The following is a 21,781-nucleotide window of genomic DNA, read 5'->3' on the forward strand; positions in this document are numbered from 1 at the left end:
GTCTCGTAGAGAAGGCGGTTTCCCTGATGAGCGACTAACTTTCCTGTTGGGTAAGGACTTTAGTTTTGATAGTCATTATTTTTAGAGATGAATCACTTATCACAAACCAGGATTATTAGAAACAATGAAATCTTTTACCACTTCAACTCCCGCTTATACCAATTTTATTTGAGGCGGCACATTTGAATAATTAGTTTTTTCCGGCTTGCTCGACGTGTTTTACAAATGGTGATTTTGTAGAATGTGAATCAAACCAATAATATTGTTCAATGCTTTTTAGAAAATCATACTTAAAATATTTCCTCATTTTATATACTTTGATAAATACTTATCTTTGTGTTTATTTATTACTTGTTAAACTGCCGATATAGAACTTGTAGAGCTTGTTTTTCTATCTGTCTAACTCGTTCTCGACTAATACCTATTCGCTTACCTATCTCTTCTAGAGTAAATTCATGTCCATCTGTTAATCCAAAATGCAAGGTTAATATTTCTTGTTGTTGTTTGGACAAGCTTGACAATAAGCTATCAACTTCATCATCGAAAAATTGCTGAGTAGTATAGCCATTTTCAGAATATCTATAATCTTCTATTAAATCTTCTAATTTCATCTCTTTATCTGACCCAACTCGAAGTTCGAGGGAGATAGTTGTACGAGCCAAAGCTAGATATTCTCGAATCTGACTAGGCTCTAAAGAAAGTGCATGAGCAATTTCTTTAGTGGTAGGAATACGTCCCAGCTTTTGAGATAACTCTCGCTGAACGCGCTTAATTTTGTTTAACTTTTCATTGATGTGCATCGGTAATCGAATCGCGCGTCCTTGTTGGGCGATCGCTCTGGTAATTCCTTGACGAATCCACCAGTAAACGTAGGTTGAAAATCTGTATCCTAGAGCCGGATTGAATTTTTCAACTCCTCTCTCTAAACCTAATGCACCTTCTTGAATTAAATCCATTAGCTCTAAGTTACGTCTTTGATATTGCTTGGCAATTGACACCACAAGCCGAAGATTAGACGCGATCATTTTCTGCTTGGCTTTTTTACCTTGATTTAGCTGTTGAAGTAGTTCCTGTTCACTTAACTGCATCTGGTTAGCCCATTCTGGCAATGTAGGTGTACGCTTTAATTCAACAGTCATTTTTTCTGATTCAGCAAGTATTTTCATCATCTGCTGAACTTGCTGGGCAAAAAAAACTTCTTGTTCTTGAGTCAACAGAGGTATCCGTCCAATTTCTTGAAGATAAGCACGGACTGTATCAGTGGAAGCTTTGCTTGTGTTAATAGCTTTAGTATCTGGAAATGATGTTAAATTACTCATAGTGAGTTAGCCTTTGCTCATTAATTAGGGTATTTTAGATTAGGGAAAAACCGTAGATAGTGGCTCGACGCTCCATAAAGGTTTTTATAAAAAAACCAGGTATCAAGCACTAGCTCCAAAAGAGCAATCAATACCCAAATTGCTAAAGAAACAATTACAGGTAGGCTGATATCAGGAAACTTCCTTTGCAAATCGATAATGCCAAATAACAGCAAAAACAGAAGTGAAACTCCCAATAGAAAGGACAGCTTAACGATCGCCAGAATGAAACGACTCATCTCTAAGATGCGATTGTAAAGCCTGGAAAATCTTTCCAGGATTTCCTCCATATTATTGATGACCAGTAGAATTTGTTGTTGATGTAGATGGGTAGCTAACGATAATTGTTGCTGCATTTGCATCAATTCATGTTCATTCTTGAAATTATCTAAAAGCTTGTCCCAAGGCAGTACTTGAGAGTTATTTGCCCAGATTGGAAAATCTTTTAAATGCAAGGGAACTAAATAGTTAATGAGTGCTATCAGAGCTTCATCAAAGTTACTAAGTTCAGAGGGAAGGGACTGAGTTAAACGAATGAGTTGGTCAATCTGAATCTGAAGTGTATAGTAATCTTCATATCTCCTTTGAGCGATCAACTGACTAGTAAAGGTGAGGAAAACAATTAACACCCCCAATAAAGCAGCTAGGGACTGGGATACAGCAGAAAAAAATTCAATCGCTACCTGTTTAGGTACTGTCAGCCAGGGGGCGTTTTCCCGCATAGAAAAAACTAGAGTGGCAACAAATACAAGCCCAACGATCGCTAGCTGATGGCGGGTAATCATAGCTATGACTATCCGCACTAAAGGAGTGTTACTGAGTTGAACCAGGATTTTTAGACCTGGGGCTGGTTCATAAATTTGGAGTCGTTTGGTTTTATAGGTTGACATGGTTGAAAGATACACTTCTTGACTTGTTGACAAGTATTCGTATACTTATTTACCACGCTGTAAACTTAGATGATTGTCCTCTGATTGAATCAATTTGCTCAGGTTAGCAACGGCGCTAGCATACTGAGGATCGGCTAATGTCGCCAAGGTTTGGTTTTGCACTAATGCTTTCTGTTGTGCCTCGCTTAACTCCACGTTAATATCTGGGGCAATGCCGACATGATTGATATCTCGACCTTTTGGTGTGTAGTATTTAGCGATCGTTAGTTTCAGACCTGAACCATCCTCTAGTGGCTCTACGGCTTGAACTAAACCTTTACCGAAAGTGCGAGTCCCTACTAAGGTAGCGCGATGATCGTCTTGCAGCGCTCCCGATAGAATTTCGCTAGCGCTAGCAGATCCCTTATCAACCAGTATTACTAAGGGTTTGTTGGTGAGAGGATGTCCCGATGCATTGTAGCTCTCTTTAACTTGGTCTCGATTTACCAAAGACACGATCGCCCCTTGCTTCAACCACATACTGGCAATTTGCAAACTTGCATCCAGCAGTCCACCTGGATCGGAACGCAAATCCAAAACGTAGCCCTGCACCTGCTGTTTTTCTAATGCTTGAATTGCTCGGTGCATCTCTGCGGGGGCAGTTTGTGTAAACTCTGGCAAACGAATATAACCAATTTTACCTGCTGCGGTTGTTTGCGTGTTGTAAGTTACAGGATGGATAGCAATATTGGCACGGGTAAGTTGGAAAGTTTGCGATTTATTGCCCCGTTGAATCATGAGTACTACTTTGGTTCCCACGGGGCCAAGAATCCGCTTAACGGCATCGTCAATTTTCATCCCCTGAGTTTTTTGACCGTTAATCTGAACAATTACATCATCCGGCAAAATACCTGCTTTAAAAGCAGGGGTTCCTTGAATTGGGGCGACAACGGTTAAGGCTTTAGTTTTTTCATTCTGTGCAAGTTCTAATCCTACGCCACTGAGGTTGCCAGAAATGTCGTTATTTAGGGCTTTAAATTCTTGTGGGTCAAAAAACTCCGTGTAGCGATCGCCTAATTTTGCCACCATTTCTTGAATCGCTCCATAAGCCTCTTTCTTAGAACTATAGGAACGGCTCATATACTGTTGTCGAATTGCTTTCCAATCTTGATGGTTAAAGCTGACATCAACATAATTTTTATCTAGGATTTGCCACACCTCATCCACCATATTTTGGGAGTTAGATTGGGGTTTACCTAAAGCTTTAGAAGCGTAAAAACTACTTCCTACAAGGATTGCTGCGATAGCGGCTAGTTCTATATTGACGAAGAATTTTTGTTTAAACATGCTTTAACTCTTGAAGAATAAGACAGAATTTAGAATATAATCCATGAAGGACTAATTTTTGACTTTTGGCTTTTGACTTTTGACTTCCGCCTTGCGGTACTAGGAGTTACCTTGGGATTGTCCTTTGCGGTGGGGATAAGCAGTCTTAAAAATATTCTGAATTTTAGTCTTTTGTTCAGCCGTAAGATTCAGGCTCAAAACTGCTTTACGCATTTTTTCACCTTGCTGTAATTTCGTTGACAATTCCTTTACCTGATCTGGGGTCAGAACTGCCTCAACTTGCTTGCGAACTTCTTCGCGCTTCTGGGCACGTTCTGGCGTATTGGCTCCTGGAGATGTCGTAGAAGTATCAGATACCTTTGTTCCATCATTCCCTTGAGATACATCTAGAGATTTAGAACTGGTGCAACCTGTCATTCCTCCAATCAGGATAGTTGCAAATAGCAGGATTGGTAAAATTATCTGTTTTTTAATCATTTACTTCTCTTGTGTTTGTTGTGTGTAATTATAGATAGCTGTTTAGTAGAAGATGTTTGAAAAGTCGCTGCTTTACTTACACAAGCTAATCTTAAAAGTTAGAATCAGTTTGCACATGAGCTAGAATTCCTAACCTAACCAGTAAAAAAGTACTCAAGTTATTGTGACTTTTTTCCTAATTTAGAAATAGTTAATTAGTCGGAACGGCTCTACCGATACTAGAGACAGATTCGTTATATAGGGAAGTAATGAGGACTGGGGACTGGGTAAAAAATTATCAGTCCCCAGTCCCTAGTTCCCATTCCCCATTTTCCAGTTCAATATTTACCTCTAAAATTGTGAAAATACCTATGGTTTTGTTAGAAAGACCATTGAGTTGGAACAGTTCTATGGTTCGCTTGATCTACCCATCTTTCCGTCTGTTGCTTTACTTAGAGTGGCTGTTATTAGCCACGGCAGTGTTCATGGAAGTTCTGCTGCCGTTTCAGTTGTCCTGGTCGTTGCTGCTAAGAATTCTGGCGATCGCAACTTTCAGTTTGATGGGCTTGAGACTACCAATGGTTAAGCTGGAAACAAAATTACTTTATACAGCCCTGGAATTCGGTTTAATTTGGCTACCGGCGACTCAACATAGCTTATCTCCTCGCTCCGTTTTGCTACTGTGTCTGGTACTGGTGATGCGGAGTTGTCTGATATTTAAGCGATCGGGACAGTTGGTTGTCTTGGGTTTATCTTTGCTATCGCATGGAATACTGCTTTTGTCAAGACCCATTGAACCTGAGAATTTTATGCGAGATAAGATGATCGCTATGTCTTGGGATTGGCGATTAAGTAATATATTATTGTTTAGCTTAACGTTAGTATTCGCTTTATTGTTAATTAACGCCCTGCTTGCAGAGCGCCAAAGTCGAGAGCAGTTAGAAATTGCCCATCAGCAATTAGAGAAAATCAATCAACAACTGTGCCAGTATGCTCTACGGATTGAAGATCAGGCAACTTTGCAGGAACGCAACCGAATTGCCCGCGAAATTCATGATGGGTTAGGACACACTCTCGCCGCCCAAACCATTCAGATTAATAATACTTTGTTGTTTTGGCAATCAAATAATGATAAAGCATTGACATTTCTCAAGCAGGCGAAAGAATTGGGGGCTGAGGCACTGCTAGAAATTCGGCGATCGCTTTCTGTTTTGCGTTCAAATCCTTTGCAAGGGCAATCTCTTAAATCAGCCATTGAAAAGCTACTGACAGATTTTCAGCAAACCACAGGTATTGAACCGTCCTGTAAAATTGATCTACTGTACAGTTTATCAACAGAAGTAAACACGGCCCTTTACCGCATTGTGCAAGAATCGTTGACAAATATTTGCAAACATGCTGAGGCAACGAGTGTCACTGTTAGACTACTGGCTCACGCTGGAATGATTCATCTGTCAATCGAAGATAATGGAAAAGGGTTTAACCCTACTCAAAATACAACTGGGTTTGGGTTACAAGGGATGCGAGAACGGGCTGTTGCACTGGGCGGCCAGTTGAATCTCCACAGCCAACTAGGAACTGGTTGTTGTATTTCTGTTTCTTTGCCACTATCAAAGGTTTTGTTATAAGGCTTTTCAATTAATTGAATTACCCACTCCCCACTCCCTACTCCCCATCTAAGTTATGATTCAGATTTTATTAGTTGACGATCAGCATCTTATTCGCCAGGGACTTAAGAGTATGCTTGAGTCGAATGCCCAGATGCAGGTAGTCGGTGAGGCGGAGAATGGGCAACGGGCGCTCGAACAGATTGCCGCGCTGCAACCCGATATTGTGCTAATGGATATCCGAATGCCTGTAATGGATGGAGTTGCCACAACAAAAGCGATCGCTCAACAATATCCTGATATTAAGGTTCTCGTCCTCACCACCTTTGATGATGATGAGTATGTTTTCCAGGCAATGCGACTAGGAGCCAAAGGCTATTTGCTCAAGGACACCGAACCAGATGAACTAATGTTAGCAATTCGAGCCGTCTACAAGGGACAAACCTTACTCGGCCCAGGATTGTTTGAGAAAGCACTCACGCCTATTGCTGCACCTGTCGCATCTGTGCAACCTCCTCCAGAATTGGCGCAACTTACACCTAGAGAATTAGATGTATTGCGGTTAATTGCTTGTGGAGCTAATAACCGTGAAATTGCTGAATCCCTGTTTCTTTCAGAAAATACTGTTAAGAATTATGTTACCAACATTTTGAGTCGGTTGAGTTTACGCGATCGCACTCAAGCCGCTTTGTTTGCCTATTCGTTGTTTGGTGAACTTAAATAGATAAATACAAAAATAATATTAAGGGCAGGGGGCAGGGAGAAAGAGAGTTTGAGGCTTGTTTATTTTATTTACACAGTTTGGTTTTATTATGCCGACTTATTTAAATTTGGGATTGTGAATGAGGAAAATCAATATTTTCTTTGATCGACAATTTAAAATTTGGGGATTGTTTGACTCTATAAGTATGTTAATAGAGGAACTATTCAATTTGCTGTCTAAGCGACGGTGTTAGAATCATTAGTCCCCGGACAATCTCTTCAGGAGTGGCTGTGCTATCTGTCGTCTTTTGAGCGATCGCCATCACTTCCAAAGCTAGGTTCGTGGGAATTCCCCTTGCTTCTAACCGCTTCAATTCCAAAATGTCAATGCCTGCTGCCAATCCATCTAAATACTCTTCTACACTCACTCCTAAGTTTTCAATTTCCGACATGGGTATAATTGGTTTTTTGTTTGACTTCTATAATTCAAGCATCAATATGTTCTTGTTGGGGGCGTAAGCTATTAATAGTAGCGGTCAAAACTAGGACAATTGCCAAAATCAACACGCTATTTCTGAGCATTGAATTATCAAAGTGCTTGATTGCGATCGCCACCAATGCCCAGAGTATTACTCCTGTATAAGCGATGTCTCGACGCTGGATGACAATAAATGCTGCAACTGCTGTTGCTATCGATACCATGACGAGAGTCCAGATTACAGCAGAAATTCCCCAACCGTTCCACCTATGAAAATACAAGGCACACGCTACGTTGACAATGGTAGCCACGCTGATCCAGCCTAGATAAATGCTGATCGGAAAGTGAATACACCATTTTTTCAGCCGAGATACACGCGATTTACCAATTTCTAACCGCATATAAACACCAATCAGGGGCAACAGAATCAAGAGCATTGCTATTACAGAAAGAGCAAAAAAGCGAGACAAAAACAGATACACCCAGATACTTTGAGCAACACAGGCAATTACCAATAGATAACCTGTGTTACGCAAATCAGGCTCATCTTGTTGGTTAGGTAGAGCTTGGTATACCCCAAAAGCAAATAACCCAAGGTAAATCAGCCCCCAGATAGCAAAGGCATAATTGGCAGGGATAATCAAGACATTTTTAAACAAAGTATTGGAAATTTCCCCTATACTGAGTCCATTGAGCGGAAAAATGTTCGATATTACGTTGATAACAAATGCACCAAAGATTGCAGCCAAAGTAACAAGCTGCCGCCAAAAATCCCGGTAATTGCCTTTTGTGGACTGCTGCATAGGATGTTAACTCATATCTTTTGTGCTTTTAGCTTACATCTGAAAAAGAGCGACGCATATAAACCACAGGCATATCGTGCAAGTTAATGAGGAACCAGAGCGATCGCTCTCTACCTAACTCAAATTTCTTTTCTGCGATCGCCTGCCGGAAATTGTAAACCAGCCCACTGCCAGAGATTTCCTTTCTACGAGACGCTGAACGCGAACGCTAGAAAGAGCGTGATTCAGTACCTAATGCCACACCAGCAGTTTTTGGCTGTATGTATACAATGTGTTCTATGATCATTGAAAAATCTTTTTGTTAGCAAAATGTCCAAGCGTAGTTACGCCATTCTAGGAACTGGTGCATTAGGTGGCTTTTATGGTGCAAAACTGCAAAAAGCTGGCTTAGATGTCCACTTTTTGCTGAAGAGTGATTATGAATATGTCAGTAAATCTGGTTTACTTATTGAGTCAAAAGATGGTGATTTCACCTTGACTCAAGTCAATGCCTACAATGATATAGAAAAAATGCCACGATGTGATGTGGTAGTGATAGCACTAAAGACGACACAAAACCATTTATTGCCGCAGATGTTACCACCACTCGTTAGGGATGATGGGGTAGTGTTGGTATTGCAAAATGGACTGGCGGTGGAAGAAGAAGTTGCCAAAATAGTTGGCAATGTCAGCATTATTGGTGGTTTGTGTTTTCTTTGTTCCAATAAAGTCGGAGCAGGACATATCCGCCACGTTGACTATGGAAAAATTATTTTAGGGGGATATGCTTCTGGCTATGATCCTACTGAGATTACAGATAAGATGCAGCAAATTGCCGATGACTTTACTAATGCTGGTATCTCAATAGAATTAGTTGAAGACTTATTAATAGGGCGATGGAAAAAATTGGTGTGGAATATTCCCTATAATGGACTGTCTGTAATTCTCAACGCTAGAACAGATGAATTAATGTCATATCCCCACACCCGCAAATTAGTTGAACAATTGATGTATGAAGTTGTAGCAGGGTCGAAAAGTTGTGGACGCATCATTCCTGATAGCTTCATTCAAACAATGCTGGATTACACCTTGAAGATGAAGCCTTATCGTACCAGTATGAAAATTGACTACGACGAAAGGCGACCTATGGAAGTAGAAGCAATTTTCGGGAACCCATTACGGAAAGCGCAAGCAGCAGATGTAGATTTACCGCAGATTAGCTGTATATACCAGCAGCTAAAGTTTTTGGATGAAAAAATAAGAGTGGGAGAACGGGAAAACGCTTAATTATTATTGTCTGAAACACTACACCCAACACTTAATATCGTGGTAAGACGATTAGCATAAAATTTTACCCCTCAAAACTTTTCAAACAGCCTCTAAAAACACAAGACATCATGAGTCAGGGAAGCATAATATCTCTCGGTAACGTTAATGCAGATTTTCAGGTACGAGTTGATCGCCGTCCAGACTGGGAGCAACGCGAAAAAATGAAACCATGAATGCGGATGGAAGAATACTTTAAATAATCGTAAAAATTCAGTCCACAAATCAACCTTTACCTCTTGGTGTAAATCTGCAAACCCAACAACAGGGAGAACTGATTGATTTACGGGGTGTCACAGAATTGGTTAAAGCTGATTTTGTGGTGAATAGAGAAGCTGCTTTTAATAACTTTGTTGGATTCTATCAAGTAGCGAATGAGAATGGTGGTATTGATACTAATGGCGATAGCCAACCTGATATTCTCCCCGGAGAGGCTGGTTATACTCAAGCAGCAGTTCGTGGGCGTATTGCTGGCATTGAACTAAAAGTTAATAACCAAGGTACGCCTATTTACATCGGCAGTTTAACACCTGGTTCTATCTTTGCACCATTTATAATTGTTGATGGCAGACCCGATGCAGTGTTAGATACTAATTCTAGTAACGATCCAAGCGTTTACTTCCCCTTTTTGGGTGCTAACACTGAGAAAGTGGATCATCTTCGCCTGTTAGGAAGTAATATCTTTGGTTTTGAAGATTTAGTCAATGGTGGCGATCGAGATTTTAATGATGTAATTGTGCAAGTTAATTTAAGTAAATATATTGTTTAAATAGTCATACCTCCTCAAGTTTCAGCACTTAGAACCGGGAACTCTAAACCCTCAATAGACCATTCGTAAGAGGTTAAGATCACAGGAAATCTATTGCTTTATCTTGTCGCAGCATCCCAATGTTTACCTGGCTTTGGGGTTGCCGATTTAGAGCTTGTTCCAAACCCTCCTCCACAAATAGCTGTCTTACCCTTTCAATTGTTGAGGTCCTGATGTTTATGGTCGAAGCGTAGGCGTAGCCCGCCGTAGGCATCGCTTGATCTATCCAACCTCCTGACTCTCGGTTAGTATCTGCCAGTAGTAACACACGCGTGTAATTTATTTTATACGCAGAAGTTTTACATGTAGTTGTCAATTTATCTAAGTATGCTCTCTCTTTAGATGTTAGAGAGACAATGTATTTTTTCTTCGGCATCAGATACGCGCACTACTTTGAGTATCTACAGATTACACTGTCCGCATATCCATCAATTTTCAATTGACAGACTACTAAAACTGTATTCAATCAGACTCCTTTTTTCTCTTGAACATTACCGATTTAGTCTAAACTTCAGTATTAATACTAGTGTTGTTAATATTTTTTCATGCCATATTAGGGCATCAATCTCAGTGTTTTAACTAAGAATCATTAGATATTTTACACAGATTGAAAACTATAGTTTTCAATCTAGTATTTCTGGCTAAACAGCAAAAATAACTGTAATTTCACCTTACCTTAAAGAAATAACTATGAATATAAATCATAATCTTCCCCATACCATTGTTTTTATTGATGCCAACATTTCGGGCTATCAAGACTTAATACAGAAAGTCAATCCCGATGTTGAAGTAGTAATACTTGATACTGCTAAAGATGGAATTGAGCAGATTACTGAGACTTTAAACGGACGAAAAAATATTGCCAGCATCCAAATCATCTCTCATGGTGCTGAGGGAGCCATTAAACTGGGGACAACCCTGTTAAACAAGGACAAGTTGCAGGCTTATCGTCAGCAATTACAACAATGGCGTACTGCTTTGACAGATGACGCAGATATTTTGCTGTTTGGATGTAGTATCGGTTTTGGTAAGGGTGAAGCGTTTTTAAGAGAATTAAGTCAGATTACTGGTGCAGATGTCGCCGCTTCCTTAGATATTACTGGTAATGCTGCTTTAGGGGGAAATTGGGATTTAGAAGTTGCAACTGGGGAAATTGAATCTGTTAGTGCTATTTCCCTAGAAGGACAGCAAAATTATGCAGGTATTTTGCCTCTAACAGTAGAGTATTTTGCTGGCAATAATACAACAGAAGGAAATGGAAAGGAAAGAACAGAGGTCAGGGAATGGTATGCGAATGAGAATACTAGCGGGGAATTTATTCATCAAGATTGGGGGTTTGGGTCTCCTAAATTTAGCATAGGTAATGATTCATTTATCGTGCGCTGGACTGGGTACATTTATGCACCCACAACTGGAGAATATTCCTTTGAGGAAGATTCTGATGATGGTGTTCGACTTTGGGTAAACAATCGGCAAATTATAGATCAATGGTCTAAGAGTGGTTTGAATGACAAACATAGAGCCTCAATATATTTAGAAGGAGGGAAATGGTATGGTATCCAAATGGATTATTTTGATTGGGATGCGGCAGCAGCTATAGATTTAAAATGGACACTACCTAATAGAAGTACAACTTATATTCCTAATGATCGACTCATTCCCTTAGTTAGTGATGGTTCATTTAGCGTAATGTCTTCAGGTTATGGCTTGAAAGGGGAATATTTTAATAACCGCGATTTGTCTGGAACACCAGTTCATACTGAAATTGATTCTGCTATTAACTTTGATTGGGGTAATCGTAGCCCTTGGGCAAGTAGCGTTAACAGTGATAACTTCAGTGTGCGCTGGACAGGAAATATTATTTTCCCAGAAAATGGATATTATAAATTTTTTACAGAAGCCGATGATGGTGTCAGGCTTTGGATTAACAATGAGCTAATTATAAATCGTTGGTTTGATGCTAGCCAAACTGATGAGAGTAATGTGGTTTATCGTTCAAAAGGAGAAGCAGCTTCCATCAAACTTGAATACTACGAAAGAGGTTTTGGCGCAAAAGCCAAATTACAGTGGCAAGCTTGGATAAATGAAAACAAAAATAATCAAATTATTTATAGAAGTTTTGTTCCAGCAACCAGCTTAATTCCTTACACTTTAAGACCCTCTATTTATGTATATCAACAAGGGGCTTCTGAACAAGATAAAACAGCCAAGTTTAAAATTAAGTCTTCAGATATAATACCAGAAGGTGGAATAAACGTATTTTATAGACTGGTTCCTGTTAATGGTGCATCAAATGATGATTTCTTAGATAACAACTTGGGGCAACTGACGTTAAGTCGCAATCAAACAGAGAAAATTATTAGCATTGACATTGTAGACGATAACATTGCTGAATCAGGTGAACAGCTGCGACTAGAAATTTTACCAGGTGTACAATATGCTAATACTGACTCAGAGACAGTTACTATTACAGATAATGAGCCTACAGTCAGCATTGTAGAAGTAATACCAAATCTTCAAGAAGGAGGTAATAAAGGTAGAGTAAAACTGAAGTTTGACAGAAATTTAACAGAGAAATTAACCCTCAATTTTGAAACATCACAGACAAGAGATACAGAGTCTGGTGATTATTCTATTCTACCCGTTACGATTAGCCCCAATCAACTTGATAATAATAGAGAAGTGATTGTCGATTTGGTTCAAGCAAACGATGATGACATTGCTGATGAACCAAGAAATGGTGAAGCTTTTAGCCTCTCTTTAAAACCAAATATCAATCAAAATAATTATCATGTTGGAACAACAAATATTATTGATTTTACAATCCAAGATGATGAACCAACGATAGGTATTGAAAAGCTGACAGATGGTTCGGAAAACAGGGGTAAAAATGCAGAATTTAAACTCAACTTTGAGCGATTAAGAAATCAATCATTTAAATTAAAACTTAACATACCTACTGTTAGAAACAAAGACGACTCAGATCCCAATAAATACATCAAAACAACTGGTATAGAAAGTATTAGAGGTAATTACATCAATACTGCCAAAGGTGCTGATTATCTAGTTTATTGGCGTTATGCAGATCATAGTAATAAAGAATACTTTTCTAATGATGAAATCACTATAAAGGCTAAGACCGGGCAAGGTGATAAAGCCATTATCATTGGTATAGAACCTATAGACGATGATGTTGCAGAAAATCTTGAATCTGTTACTGTTGAGCTAGCACAACAAACAAGCAATAGTGGTACTGAGTCCAACCTCTACTATCAAGTTGACCCCAATAAAAAATCTGCAACAATTTCCATTGAAGACAATGAACCTACCTTAGAACTGGTAGAATTTAGAAATGCTAAAGAATATGGCAAGTTACTGCTCGCTCAAGAAGATTCTGAGTCTATTGGTTATATTGAATTAAAAGCAAATAGACCAATTACCAATTCTTTGGGGTTGTGGGTAAAATACACTATTACTGCTGGCAGTAATGTAATTCAAGGCATTGATTACCTCAATTCTCAGTATCGGAAAGTATCTTTGCAACCGGATACACAACAAAATGGCATCATTATTCCTCAAGGCGAACAATTAAATATTCCGGGCAATAGTGTTGTCGATGCTTCTAAAATTAGAATTTACTTTATGGCATTGCCAGATGCTATTAAAGAAAATGCTGAAACTGTCACAATTGATGTTCAGCCTTATCATTTTGATACAGATATCACAGGCAATCCCTCAATTTCTAATTTCCGGTTGAAACAAGACGGTCAAATTGTTAGTAAAATTACGGCTAAGTTAAATATTGAAGATAGTAATCTCTATCAGCCACAAGTTTTCATATTAGATCAGGATAATCAGTTGGTTTCTGCAACAAATCCCTTAATAGTTAGAAACCAAAAAGTTGTCTTTAAGGTCAAGTTAGGCAGCCAACCTATTAGTGATGTTAATCTTCAATTTAATTCCCCAACATCAGGGAATTTAGACCGCAGCAATGTTAAATTCCAGGCATCGGCAAAACTAAATCTCGGCACAACAACTGTCAGCGAAGAAACCACAGGTGCTACAGAACCTAATAATACAGCATTCCAAGCAATTCCCATTACAACAACTAGCTTCAAATTTGATGGTTCCATTACTAGTAGCGCCTCCTCGACTGATGTTGATTTGTTTAAAATTTACTTGCAAAAAGGTGACAAAATTACTATTCGGGTAGATGCTCAATCGATCAAGTTATCGAATTTAGATTCAAGATTAAGGTTGCTAAATTCTCAAAGTGAAATTATTGTCGATAACGATGATACGAATGGAAGAGATCCGTTTATACAATATACAGTTACTGCGACGGATACTTACTATATCGGAGTTGCTCATTACAGTGTAAATTATAAACTTTCAGGCGCAACAGATACCAATTCAGGTTCTGGAAAATATAAATTGGCTGTTGATGTAAATCCCATATCTGCTACCAATTCTTGGGATGAATTACAAACATTCACTATTAATAATGTTACATCAGATTTGAATTTGACGGCTCAGATTACAAGTCAGGATGCTAACTTTGCTAACTTAAATATTAGCATTCCAGTTACAACGCAAATACCCTTAAAAACAAAGGTTACAGAAGGGACACAACCACAGGATCTTGGTAACCCAGAAATTAGCCTTTTAGTTTCTGACGCTATCAAAGAAGACAATAATCAACCGGGGCAATTTGGATTACAGTTGAATCATGCAGCGAAGCAAGATTTAGCTGTCAAATATACCATTAACGGTAATGCCACCCTTGGTAAGGACTATCAAGGTTTAATTAGTCAAGGAACGATCGCGATCGCTAAGGGTGAAACATCCGTCACAATTCCCATCTCTGCAATTAGCGATTCTATTAAAGAACCGACAGAAACGATTACTCTGACTTTAGATCAGGGAACAGGCTACACCCTAAATAGTGCTAATTCCACTAAAACCCTAAATCTTTTCGATAGCAATACTGTAGGGCTAGAAATAGCAAACGTTACCGTTGATGATCAAATTGTCAATGCTGAAGGTAAAGTCCTACCCATAATTGCCCCTACGTTCCGGACATTGCAAACCTCAGAACGGGTTGATAAAGAAACCTTTGCCATTCGTCTGAAAAGTCAACCTACTCAAGATGTCACCGTCAGCTTTGATGGATTAAATCAGGCTGAAGGTGAGTTAAAACTCTATAACGGTGCTTCTGTATCGACAATCACTTTTACTCCAACCAACTGGGATAAATACCAACTCTTTGATATTGTTGGGAAGCCTGATAATAAAGTTGATGGCGATATTACTTATCAGCTACAAGCAAAAACTACAAGTAGTGATTCTAACTACAATAAATTAACGTTTCCCATTGCCGTTGCCAATCAAGATATTGATGACGATATCGATAATTCGGTAACCATAACTCGTCCTGACTCTACCATAGCGATCGCCAGCTTGCAAGGAGGGAATGTCAATCTTGCTGAAGACAATGGCACGCAAACATTGAAAGTGGTACTCGACCGACCTGCACCACAAGGGGGAACCACGGTCTTCTTATCTTTAGATGGGAGTACTGCAACCTTAAATCAGGATTTCGCCCTCAATACAAACTACTTCCAATTACAAAGCGATAATAGCCCCTTTCAAGGGATAGGTGTCGGTCAATTTAGTACGCCCAGTTTTGCCGATCTCGATCAAGATAGCGATTTAGATTTAATTGTTGGCAAAGCCGACGGTCAAATCGCATTTTATGAAAACACTGGTACACCTGCTGTTCCCTTATTTAAAGAACTACAAAAAACCAATAATCTTTTTAACAACATTAATGTAGGCAATAACAGTACGCCAACCTTTGCTGATCTCGATAAAGATGGCGATCTAGATTTGATTGTTGGTAATGCCGATGGCAAACTTGCCGAGTATGAAAATATTAGCGATCGCACAGGAGTTAAATTTGGGCAGCGTTTCGGCTTAAGTAATCCTTTTGAAGAAATTAATAACAGCCTGCCAAACTTTTTTGAACGCTATTTTAGAAATATTAGTGTACCGCAAAACAGTGCCCCAGCCTTTGCCGATCTCGATCAAGATGGCGATCTAGATTTGATTCTTGGTAATGCTGATGGCAAACTCAAATACTACATAAATACTGGCACAGCTTCAAAACCAGTCTTCTCACTTAAAGAAAATAGTCCATTTGACGGTATTGATGTTGGCGATAATAGCATCCCATCTTTCACAGATATCGATAACGATGGTGACTTAGACTTATTTGTGGGGCGAAAAGACGGTTCTGTTGCTTTCTATCGCAATACAGGTAACCCAACAACACCAACTTTTACCGTAGATACTATCAACTTCCCTGGTAGTCCGTGGAAAGTAGGAGCAAATAGTGCGCCTGTTTTTGCCGATTTAAATAACAATGGCAGTGTAGATGTTGTCATTGGCGCAGCAGATGGAAAACTGCAATACCTCAAGCAATTTCCAGCAGTTGTGATTCCTGAAGGACAAACTAGCGCTGAAATTACAGTTAAATCTATTGGCGATCAAATTAAAGAAACAGACGAAACTATTAATCTGAAACTCGGTAGTGGAGAAGGATATCAAATCGATCAAAATGCGCCAGAAAATTTCCGGCAACCTCTGACAATTCAAGATAATGACCAAGCTGGAATTCTGATTAAGGATGCTCAAGGAAAATCATTACAGTCGCTACAATTTTCTACGAAAGAAGGCGATACTACTCCCCTCACCTTCACAGCCGAATTAACCAGTAAACCCACAGATACAGTTGAGATTTATTTTTCTACTAGTAATAATATAGAAGGAAAACTCATCACCAAAAACTCAAAAAAGTCACAATCTTCAGATGAAGTTGCTTTAAAATTTACTCCCGACAATTGGAATCAACCGCAACAATTTTTCATTGTTCCCCAGGACGATCGCGTTCAAGATGGGGCTGTTAGTTATGTTATTAACAGACGTATTCAAAGTAATGACCCCAACTATAACGATACGAACGATACGAAAAAATATCAGTTGACTGTCGTCAACAATGACGATGGTGACCAGGCAGGATTGACAATCACTCCACTAGTGGGTGTGACAGAAGGTACAGGAGATTCCTTTACAATTAAGCTCAACAGTCAACCTGTTGGTAACGTCGTGGTAACGATGACTCCAGGTAATGAGGAATTTAACTTCATCGGTAAACAACCTGGAGAAATAGTCAGTCTTACCTTCGATTCACAAACATGGGATATACCTCAAACCGTTCAAATTACTGCTGTTGATGATGACAAAGTTGAGTATCTACAAAAAAGTCAGATCAACTTCCAAGTTTCTGGAGAGGATGAACTTTATAAAAAACTAACTGCAACTCTCAAGCCTTTAGAAGTCCTCATCAAAGATAATGATATTCCTACAGCTCGCATTACAGCAGGGAGAGCCGCAGCAGAAATTTTCTCCACTCCTGGATACTTCATTATCGACTTGGATCGCGATCTGACATCACTACCTCCAGAAAATACAGGAATTGAGGTCAATTATCGTATTAATGGAGGAAGTGCTACTCTCAATCAAGATTATCAATCAATTCAAACTGATTCTAATACAACTGGTAAGGTTCGCGTTTTTGGTAATCAAGTCTTAGTGCCGATTGTTCCCATTGACGATAAGGTAGTTGAAGACCTAAACCTTTCTGTTAAGAATGTAACTCGAATTAACAATACAACATTAAAATTAGGAGTTTCTGCCAAAGCTTTAAGCTCTAATAAAGACGTAAAAAATGCCCAATCTTTGCCATTGTCTAAAGACAGCATTGTTGAATTTGGTAATATTAAAGGAACCGTAACTGAAACCACAAATCTGACTCAAATTGGCCAAGGTTGGTTCAACTTTGATGGCAAGGATGACTACGTTTCTGTCAATGATCCGAAAATTAGCGGCGATTATACAATTGAGGCTTGGATTAAAATCGATCAACATCAATCATTCTCACGGATTGTTGATTTTGGTAATGGTGAAGCACAAAATAACATCATTTTGAATTTTGATGGTGCTACAGGGAGACTGCGCTTAGAAACCTATGTAGGGAAAAACAGAAACTATACATCGGTAACCACAGAGAACTTGCTACCAACTGGTGAGTGGATTCATGTTGCTGGAGTCAATGATGGTAAAGGAAATGCTCATCTCTATATCAATGGAGAGTTAGTAAAATCAGCAAGCGGACAAAATATAGCTGAGAATGTGGATCGGGCAAGTAATTACATTGCTCGCAGTAATTGGGCAAATGATAAGTATTTTCAGGGGAATATAGCGGAAGTCAGAATTTGGGATACTGCCCGTACGCAACAGCAAATTGTAGAAAACATGAACCGTTTTCTCATTGGTAAAGAAGATAGTTTAAATGTTTACTACAGTGCTAATACTAATAGTATCAACCAACAGCAATTAACAACGGGAACAATTACAGATATCACTGACAAGGGTGTCAATGGCAGCTTAAAGAATGGGGCCAAGTGGACAGTTGACACTAATAATAACCCTGTTGACAATAACGTACTAAATTACAGGGGCGATATTCAAGTAAATGTTGACTCTGCTGTAGCACAGCAAATTACGGCAGGTTCTGTGGCCCGAATTCCTTCAGAAACAGTGTCGGTAGAGTTACTTCCTGGTGACGGCTATAAGTTAGATAATGCTACTAAATCAGCCAGTCTGAATATTATTGACAATGATGTCCCAGGAGTGCGAATTGTCGAAGCGGGAAATCGGACAGTTGCGATCGAAGATGATCCCTTCAAAACTAGCGATCAGGATCAAATTCGCTATTCTCAATTTGAAGTGTCGTTACTGAGTGAACCTTCTGCACCTGTGACATTAACGTTAACTAGCCCCACCACGAAAAATGGGAAAAAGCAGTTAACCTTGATGGATCTGTCTAGTGGAATTCCTAAGCCTGTTGATTCGGTGACGCTAACGTTTAAACCAGAAAATTGGTATCAACTGCAAACCGTTAATGTGCAAGGGTTTGATGATGGTATCCTCGAATCCGATACAGACCCCACAAATCCCCATGAGGCGAAGATTAAATATCAAGTTACCAGTAGCGATCCCAATTACCATAATTTACCAGTTGTCGATCAAACTATTGGTTTAGTCGATCGCGTTCTGGATAAAGCAAAAACCACTGAAGGCGTAACAGCAGGCTTTGGGACACTGCAACAGACGATAAATCAAATTGAATTGCCAATTATTGGTTCTTTAGAAGGGCGTTCGCCGACGTTGTTTGCAGATTTAGGGAATGCGATTGTTAAAGGCATTTCTCAAGCGCAAGCCGATCGCCTGACTTCAACAAAACTCGATAGCATTATTGAAAACGCTTTAACAGATTTAGGACTTACTGGTGTCAAAGTTAATACTAAAGTTACAGATACAGACACTTATTTTTCCTTTGAACTGAAAAAGCAGTACAACGCCTTTAATGTCAATCTGTCTAGCAATTTGGGGTTACCAGCTTTAGGAATTGGGTTTCAATCGCAAGGGAAACTCAGTGCTGATTTTAAATTTGATCTATCGATTGGGTTTGGGCTAAATAAGTTACTTGGGTTCTATCTCGATCCAGAAAAGACAAAATTGAGTGCGGATGTCAGCCTCACCCTCCCAGGTTTTGCAGCTAAGGGGAATTTAGGATTTTTGCAAGTTGACTTTAAAGACGACGATAAAAATCCGACGAAGTTAGGGGTTTCTTTTAACGCCCGTCTCAAAGATCCCGAAGCAGAGAAAAACAAACGTCAAACTGTTGAGACTCCTACAATTACAACAATTGATGTTAAAGCTACTCAAGTAGAAACCTCTCCAGATGATGCGGTAACAATTCCCAAAACGAAGAGTCTTGCCGCTGTTCCGTCAGAAAAAGCGCCCAGTGAACCTTTGGCGAATCCTGATAAAGGGCTACCCGATCAACTCACCAAGGCGATTCCCACCAAAAAGATGCAGCAAATTCCTGTGGGTAGTCGTACTTTGGCACAGACGGTAGACCAAAAAACGGTGCAATACAATCAGAATTTGCAGACAATTGAGCGAATTCCAGATTTAACTTCTGCTTTTCCCAAGGTATCTACCCAAACCTTAATAGATTGGTTAAAGAAGCCGTCTACAGAGATTTCTGGTATAGATCAGGCGATCGCCGATCTGCTCAAGCAAGCTTCTCCAGAAGTGAAAACAGCGCTGTTAACTCTCCTCAAAGACGCGGGTAATGTTGACATCGCACTGACAAATTTGCCTAATCAAAAAGACCTGCAAATTACCTATACAGGAACCCTAGATTTAACCAAGCTGTTGAGTGTGATTCCTGGAGTTAAAGATTTACCACTCAAAGGATTGAAGTTACCTGTCGAAAAACCCAGATTAACTATTACAAATTTAGGGCAGGAAAATGCAGACTACATTTTTGCGGCTGACAGTCTACCCAAACAAGAATTAATAACTTGGCTCGCAAACCAAGGCAAAACTCTATTACCTACAGAAGTTCAAAGTGTTCTCGATCAACTCTCAGCCCTGACAAAAAAAGTCAATTTAGTATTAGGGAAGCATCAAATTAAAGTCTCCTATCAAGGCGACTTAGATATAGCGCAGTTGACTGGTATAATTCCAGGTATTAAAGATTTACCCTTGAAGGGATTAACCCTAAACGTCACCAATCCTAGTATTACGATTACCAATCCAGGTAGTAAAAGTGCAAATTATGCGTTTATCGCTCAAGAACTGCCGAAGAAAGCACTAGTAGATTGGTTAACTAACCAAGGCAAAACACTTTTAAGCACAGAAAGTCAGGATGTTTTAAATCAGCTTTTAGCACTGACAGAAAAAATTGATTTGGTGCTAGGAAAAGAGCAAATTAAAGTCACTTATAAAAATAGTTTAGACTTAGCGAAGCTGACAACAGTAATACCTGGGATTAAAGATTTACCTTTAAATGGATTAACGCTACCTGTCATCAATCCTAGCATTACGATTACCAATCCTCAGAGCAAAAATGCCAGTTACGCCTTTAGTGCCGATAGTCTACCAAAGAAACAACTAGTAGATTGGTTAAGCAACCAAAGAAAAACACTTTTACCCGCAGAAGTTCAAAGTGTTTTAAATCAACTGTTAGATTTTACAGAAAACATCGATTTGGTGTTAGGGAAGGATCAAATTCAAGTCGCTTATCAAGGTAACTTAGATTTAGCCAAGTTAGCTAAAGTAATTCCAGGGGTTAAAGATTTACCTTTAACTGAATTGATTTTACCTGTTACCAATCCCCACCTGACAATTAGTAATCTCAAAGGGACTCCAGATTATGCCTTTGCTGCTGACAGTCTACCAAAACGTCCTCTGATAGAGTGGTTAAGCAAAAAAGGTAAAGAACTTTTACCCGCAGACGCACAAACTGTTCTCAATCAACTTTTTGCTTCTGGATTGGAACAGGTAGATGTGATTTTGGGCAATCAACAAATGCAAATCACTTATAACGGCGATTTGCAGTTGAATGCATTAATACCCTTAATTCCTGGGTTGACAGATTTACCTTTAGAAGAGTTGAATTTGCCTGTCACTAATCCCAGCCTAACGTTACTAAATTTCGGCGTGAAAGATAAAGCAGTTGATTATGCTTTTTCTGTGAAGCGCTTACCGAAAAAAGAGCTAATTGATTGGGTGAAGAATAAAGCTGTAAACCTTCTACCGCAAGAGGTACGTGAGGTTTTAGATAATCTATTGCAGTTAACAGAAAATGTTGACTTACAACTAGGTAAAAACCAGATTCAAGTTGCTTATTTGGGCGATCTAGATTTAGGGGCGATTTTAAAACAAGTTCCGGGGCTAAAGGATTTACCATTAAACACCCTGAAACTACTTGTAACAAATCCTCGGCTAACAATTACGAATCCTAGCAGCAGAGATATTGATTACAGTTTTAGTGCCGATCGCTTACCTAAAAAGGAACTGATTGAGTGGTTGGTGCAGCAGTTACCCGAAGATGCTAAATCCATGTAAATC

11 protein-coding genes and 1 pseudogene are annotated in these 21,781 nt (G+C 39.3%); 5 read left to right on the forward strand and 7 right to left on the reverse strand.

The window, feature by feature from the left end:
• Positions 1-347: 347 nt before the first annotated feature.
• The 4 genes from RMZ43_RS00495 to RMZ43_RS00510 all read right to left on the reverse strand — a co-directional run bounded on the left by RMZ43_RS00495 (position 348) and on the right by RMZ43_RS00510 (position 4,051).
• A complete protein-coding gene (locus tag RMZ43_RS00495) occupies positions 348-1,319 on the reverse strand; it encodes an RNA polymerase sigma factor, RpoD/SigA family (RefSeq protein WP_322645659.1) in 972 nt (323 codons plus the stop codon).
• A 20-nt stretch (positions 1,320-1,339) separates the two neighbouring features.
• A complete protein-coding gene (locus tag RMZ43_RS00500) occupies positions 1,340-2,248 on the reverse strand; it encodes a hypothetical protein (protein WP_322645660.1) in 909 nt (302 codons plus the stop codon).
• A 45-nt stretch (positions 2,249-2,293) separates the two neighbouring features.
• On the reverse strand, positions 2,294-3,574 hold the full coding sequence (locus tag RMZ43_RS00505) for a S41 family peptidase (protein ID WP_322652983.1): 1,281 nt from the start codon (positions 3,572-3,574) through the stop codon (positions 2,294-2,296).
• 99 nt (positions 3,575-3,673) lie between these two features.
• Positions 3,674-4,051: a hypothetical protein gene (locus RMZ43_RS00510; protein WP_322652984.1), complete on the reverse strand. Its 378-nt coding sequence runs from the start codon at positions 4,049-4,051 to the stop codon at positions 3,674-3,676.
• A 389-nt stretch (positions 4,052-4,440) separates the two neighbouring features.
• On the opposite strand from RMZ43_RS00510, the gene RMZ43_RS00515 reads away from it, so the two are divergent.
• Together RMZ43_RS00515 and RMZ43_RS00520 are read left to right on the forward strand one after the other, a co-directional pair.
• Entirely contained in the window at positions 4,441-5,658 is a 1,218-nt protein-coding gene (locus RMZ43_RS00515) for a sensor histidine kinase (protein ID WP_322652985.1), read from the forward strand.
• Positions 5,659-5,713: 55 nt separating this feature from the next.
• Positions 5,714-6,361, forward strand: coding sequence for a response regulator transcription factor (locus RMZ43_RS00520; protein ID WP_322652986.1), 648 nt, complete (start codon positions 5,714-5,716; stop codon positions 6,359-6,361).
• A 199-nt stretch (positions 6,362-6,560) separates the two neighbouring features.
• Here the strand turns inward: RMZ43_RS00520 and RMZ43_RS00525 are convergent, their stop codons facing one another.
• Both RMZ43_RS00525 and RMZ43_RS00530 read right to left on the reverse strand, forming a co-directional pair.
• Positions 6,561-6,791, reverse strand: a complete 231-nt coding sequence (locus RMZ43_RS00525) for a hypothetical protein (protein ID WP_322652987.1) — start codon at positions 6,789-6,791, stop codon at positions 6,561-6,563.
• A gap of 34 nt (positions 6,792-6,825) precedes the next feature.
• Positions 6,826-7,620, reverse strand: a complete 795-nt coding sequence (locus tag RMZ43_RS00530; protein WP_322652988.1) for a tryptophan-rich sensory protein — start codon at positions 7,618-7,620, stop codon at positions 6,826-6,828.
• A gap of 309 nt (positions 7,621-7,929) precedes the next feature.
• Here RMZ43_RS00530 and RMZ43_RS00535 point away from each other — a divergent pair, with 309 nt between their 5' ends.
• On the forward strand, positions 7,930-8,886 hold the full coding sequence (locus RMZ43_RS00535) for a putative 2-dehydropantoate 2-reductase (RefSeq protein ID WP_322652989.1): 957 nt from the start codon (positions 7,930-7,932) through the stop codon (positions 8,884-8,886).
• A 238-nt stretch (positions 8,887-9,124) separates the two neighbouring features.
• A pseudogene (locus tag RMZ43_RS00540) lies at positions 9,125-9,694 on the forward strand (DUF4114 domain-containing protein); the annotation flags it as partial.
• Between the two features lie 79 nt (positions 9,695-9,773).
• Here RMZ43_RS00540 and RMZ43_RS00545 read toward each other — a convergent pair.
• Positions 9,774-10,001, reverse strand: coding sequence for a hypothetical protein (locus tag RMZ43_RS00545; RefSeq protein ID WP_428850685.1), 228 nt, complete (start codon positions 9,999-10,001; stop codon positions 9,774-9,776).
• A gap of 422 nt (positions 10,002-10,423) precedes the next feature.
• Between RMZ43_RS00545 and RMZ43_RS00550 the strand changes: the two genes are divergently transcribed.
• Positions 10,424-21,778 (forward strand): DUF4347 domain-containing protein, encoded by an 11,355-nt coding sequence (locus RMZ43_RS00550; RefSeq protein WP_322652990.1) that lies wholly within the window; start codon positions 10,424-10,426, stop codon positions 21,776-21,778.
• The last annotated feature ends 3 nt before the right edge of the window (positions 21,779-21,781 follow it).

It is taken from the genome of Nostoc sp. CmiVER01 (genome assembly GCF_034531135.2).
Classification (GTDB): domain Bacteria; phylum Cyanobacteriota; class Cyanobacteriia; order Cyanobacteriales; family Nostocaceae; genus Nostoc.

Bases quoted from the DNA above. Each gene is read 5' to 3' on its own strand.
- RMZ43_RS00505 (WP_322652983.1), bottom strand. From the start codon at position 3,574: ATGTTTAAACAAAAATTCTTCGTCAATATAGAACTAGCCGCTATCGCA.
- RMZ43_RS00530 (WP_322652988.1), bottom strand. From the start codon at position 7,620: ATGCAGCAGTCCACAAAAGGCAATTACCGGGATTTTTGGCGGCAGCTT.
- RMZ43_RS00525 (WP_322652987.1), bottom strand. From the start codon at position 6,791: ATGTCGGAAATTGAAAACTTAGGAGTGAGTGTAGAAGAGTATTTAGAT.
- RMZ43_RS00550 (WP_322652990.1), top strand. From the start codon at position 10,424: ATGAATATAAATCATAATCTTCCCCATACCATTGTTTTTATTGATGCC.
- RMZ43_RS00500 (WP_322645660.1), bottom strand. From the start codon at position 2,248: ATGTCAACCTATAAAACCAAACGACTCCAAATTTATGAACCAGCCCCA.
- RMZ43_RS00515 (WP_322652985.1), top strand. From the start codon at position 4,441: ATGGTTCGCTTGATCTACCCATCTTTCCGTCTGTTGCTTTACTTAGAG.
- RMZ43_RS00535 (WP_322652989.1), top strand. From the start codon at position 7,930: ATGTCCAAGCGTAGTTACGCCATTCTAGGAACTGGTGCATTAGGTGGC.
- RMZ43_RS00495 (WP_322645659.1), bottom strand. From the start codon at position 1,319: ATGAGTAATTTAACATCATTTCCAGATACTAAAGCTATTAACACAAGC.
- RMZ43_RS00520 (WP_322652986.1), top strand. From the start codon at position 5,714: ATGATTCAGATTTTATTAGTTGACGATCAGCATCTTATTCGCCAGGGA.
- RMZ43_RS00510 (WP_322652984.1), bottom strand. From the start codon at position 4,051: ATGATTAAAAAACAGATAATTTTACCAATCCTGCTATTTGCAACTATC.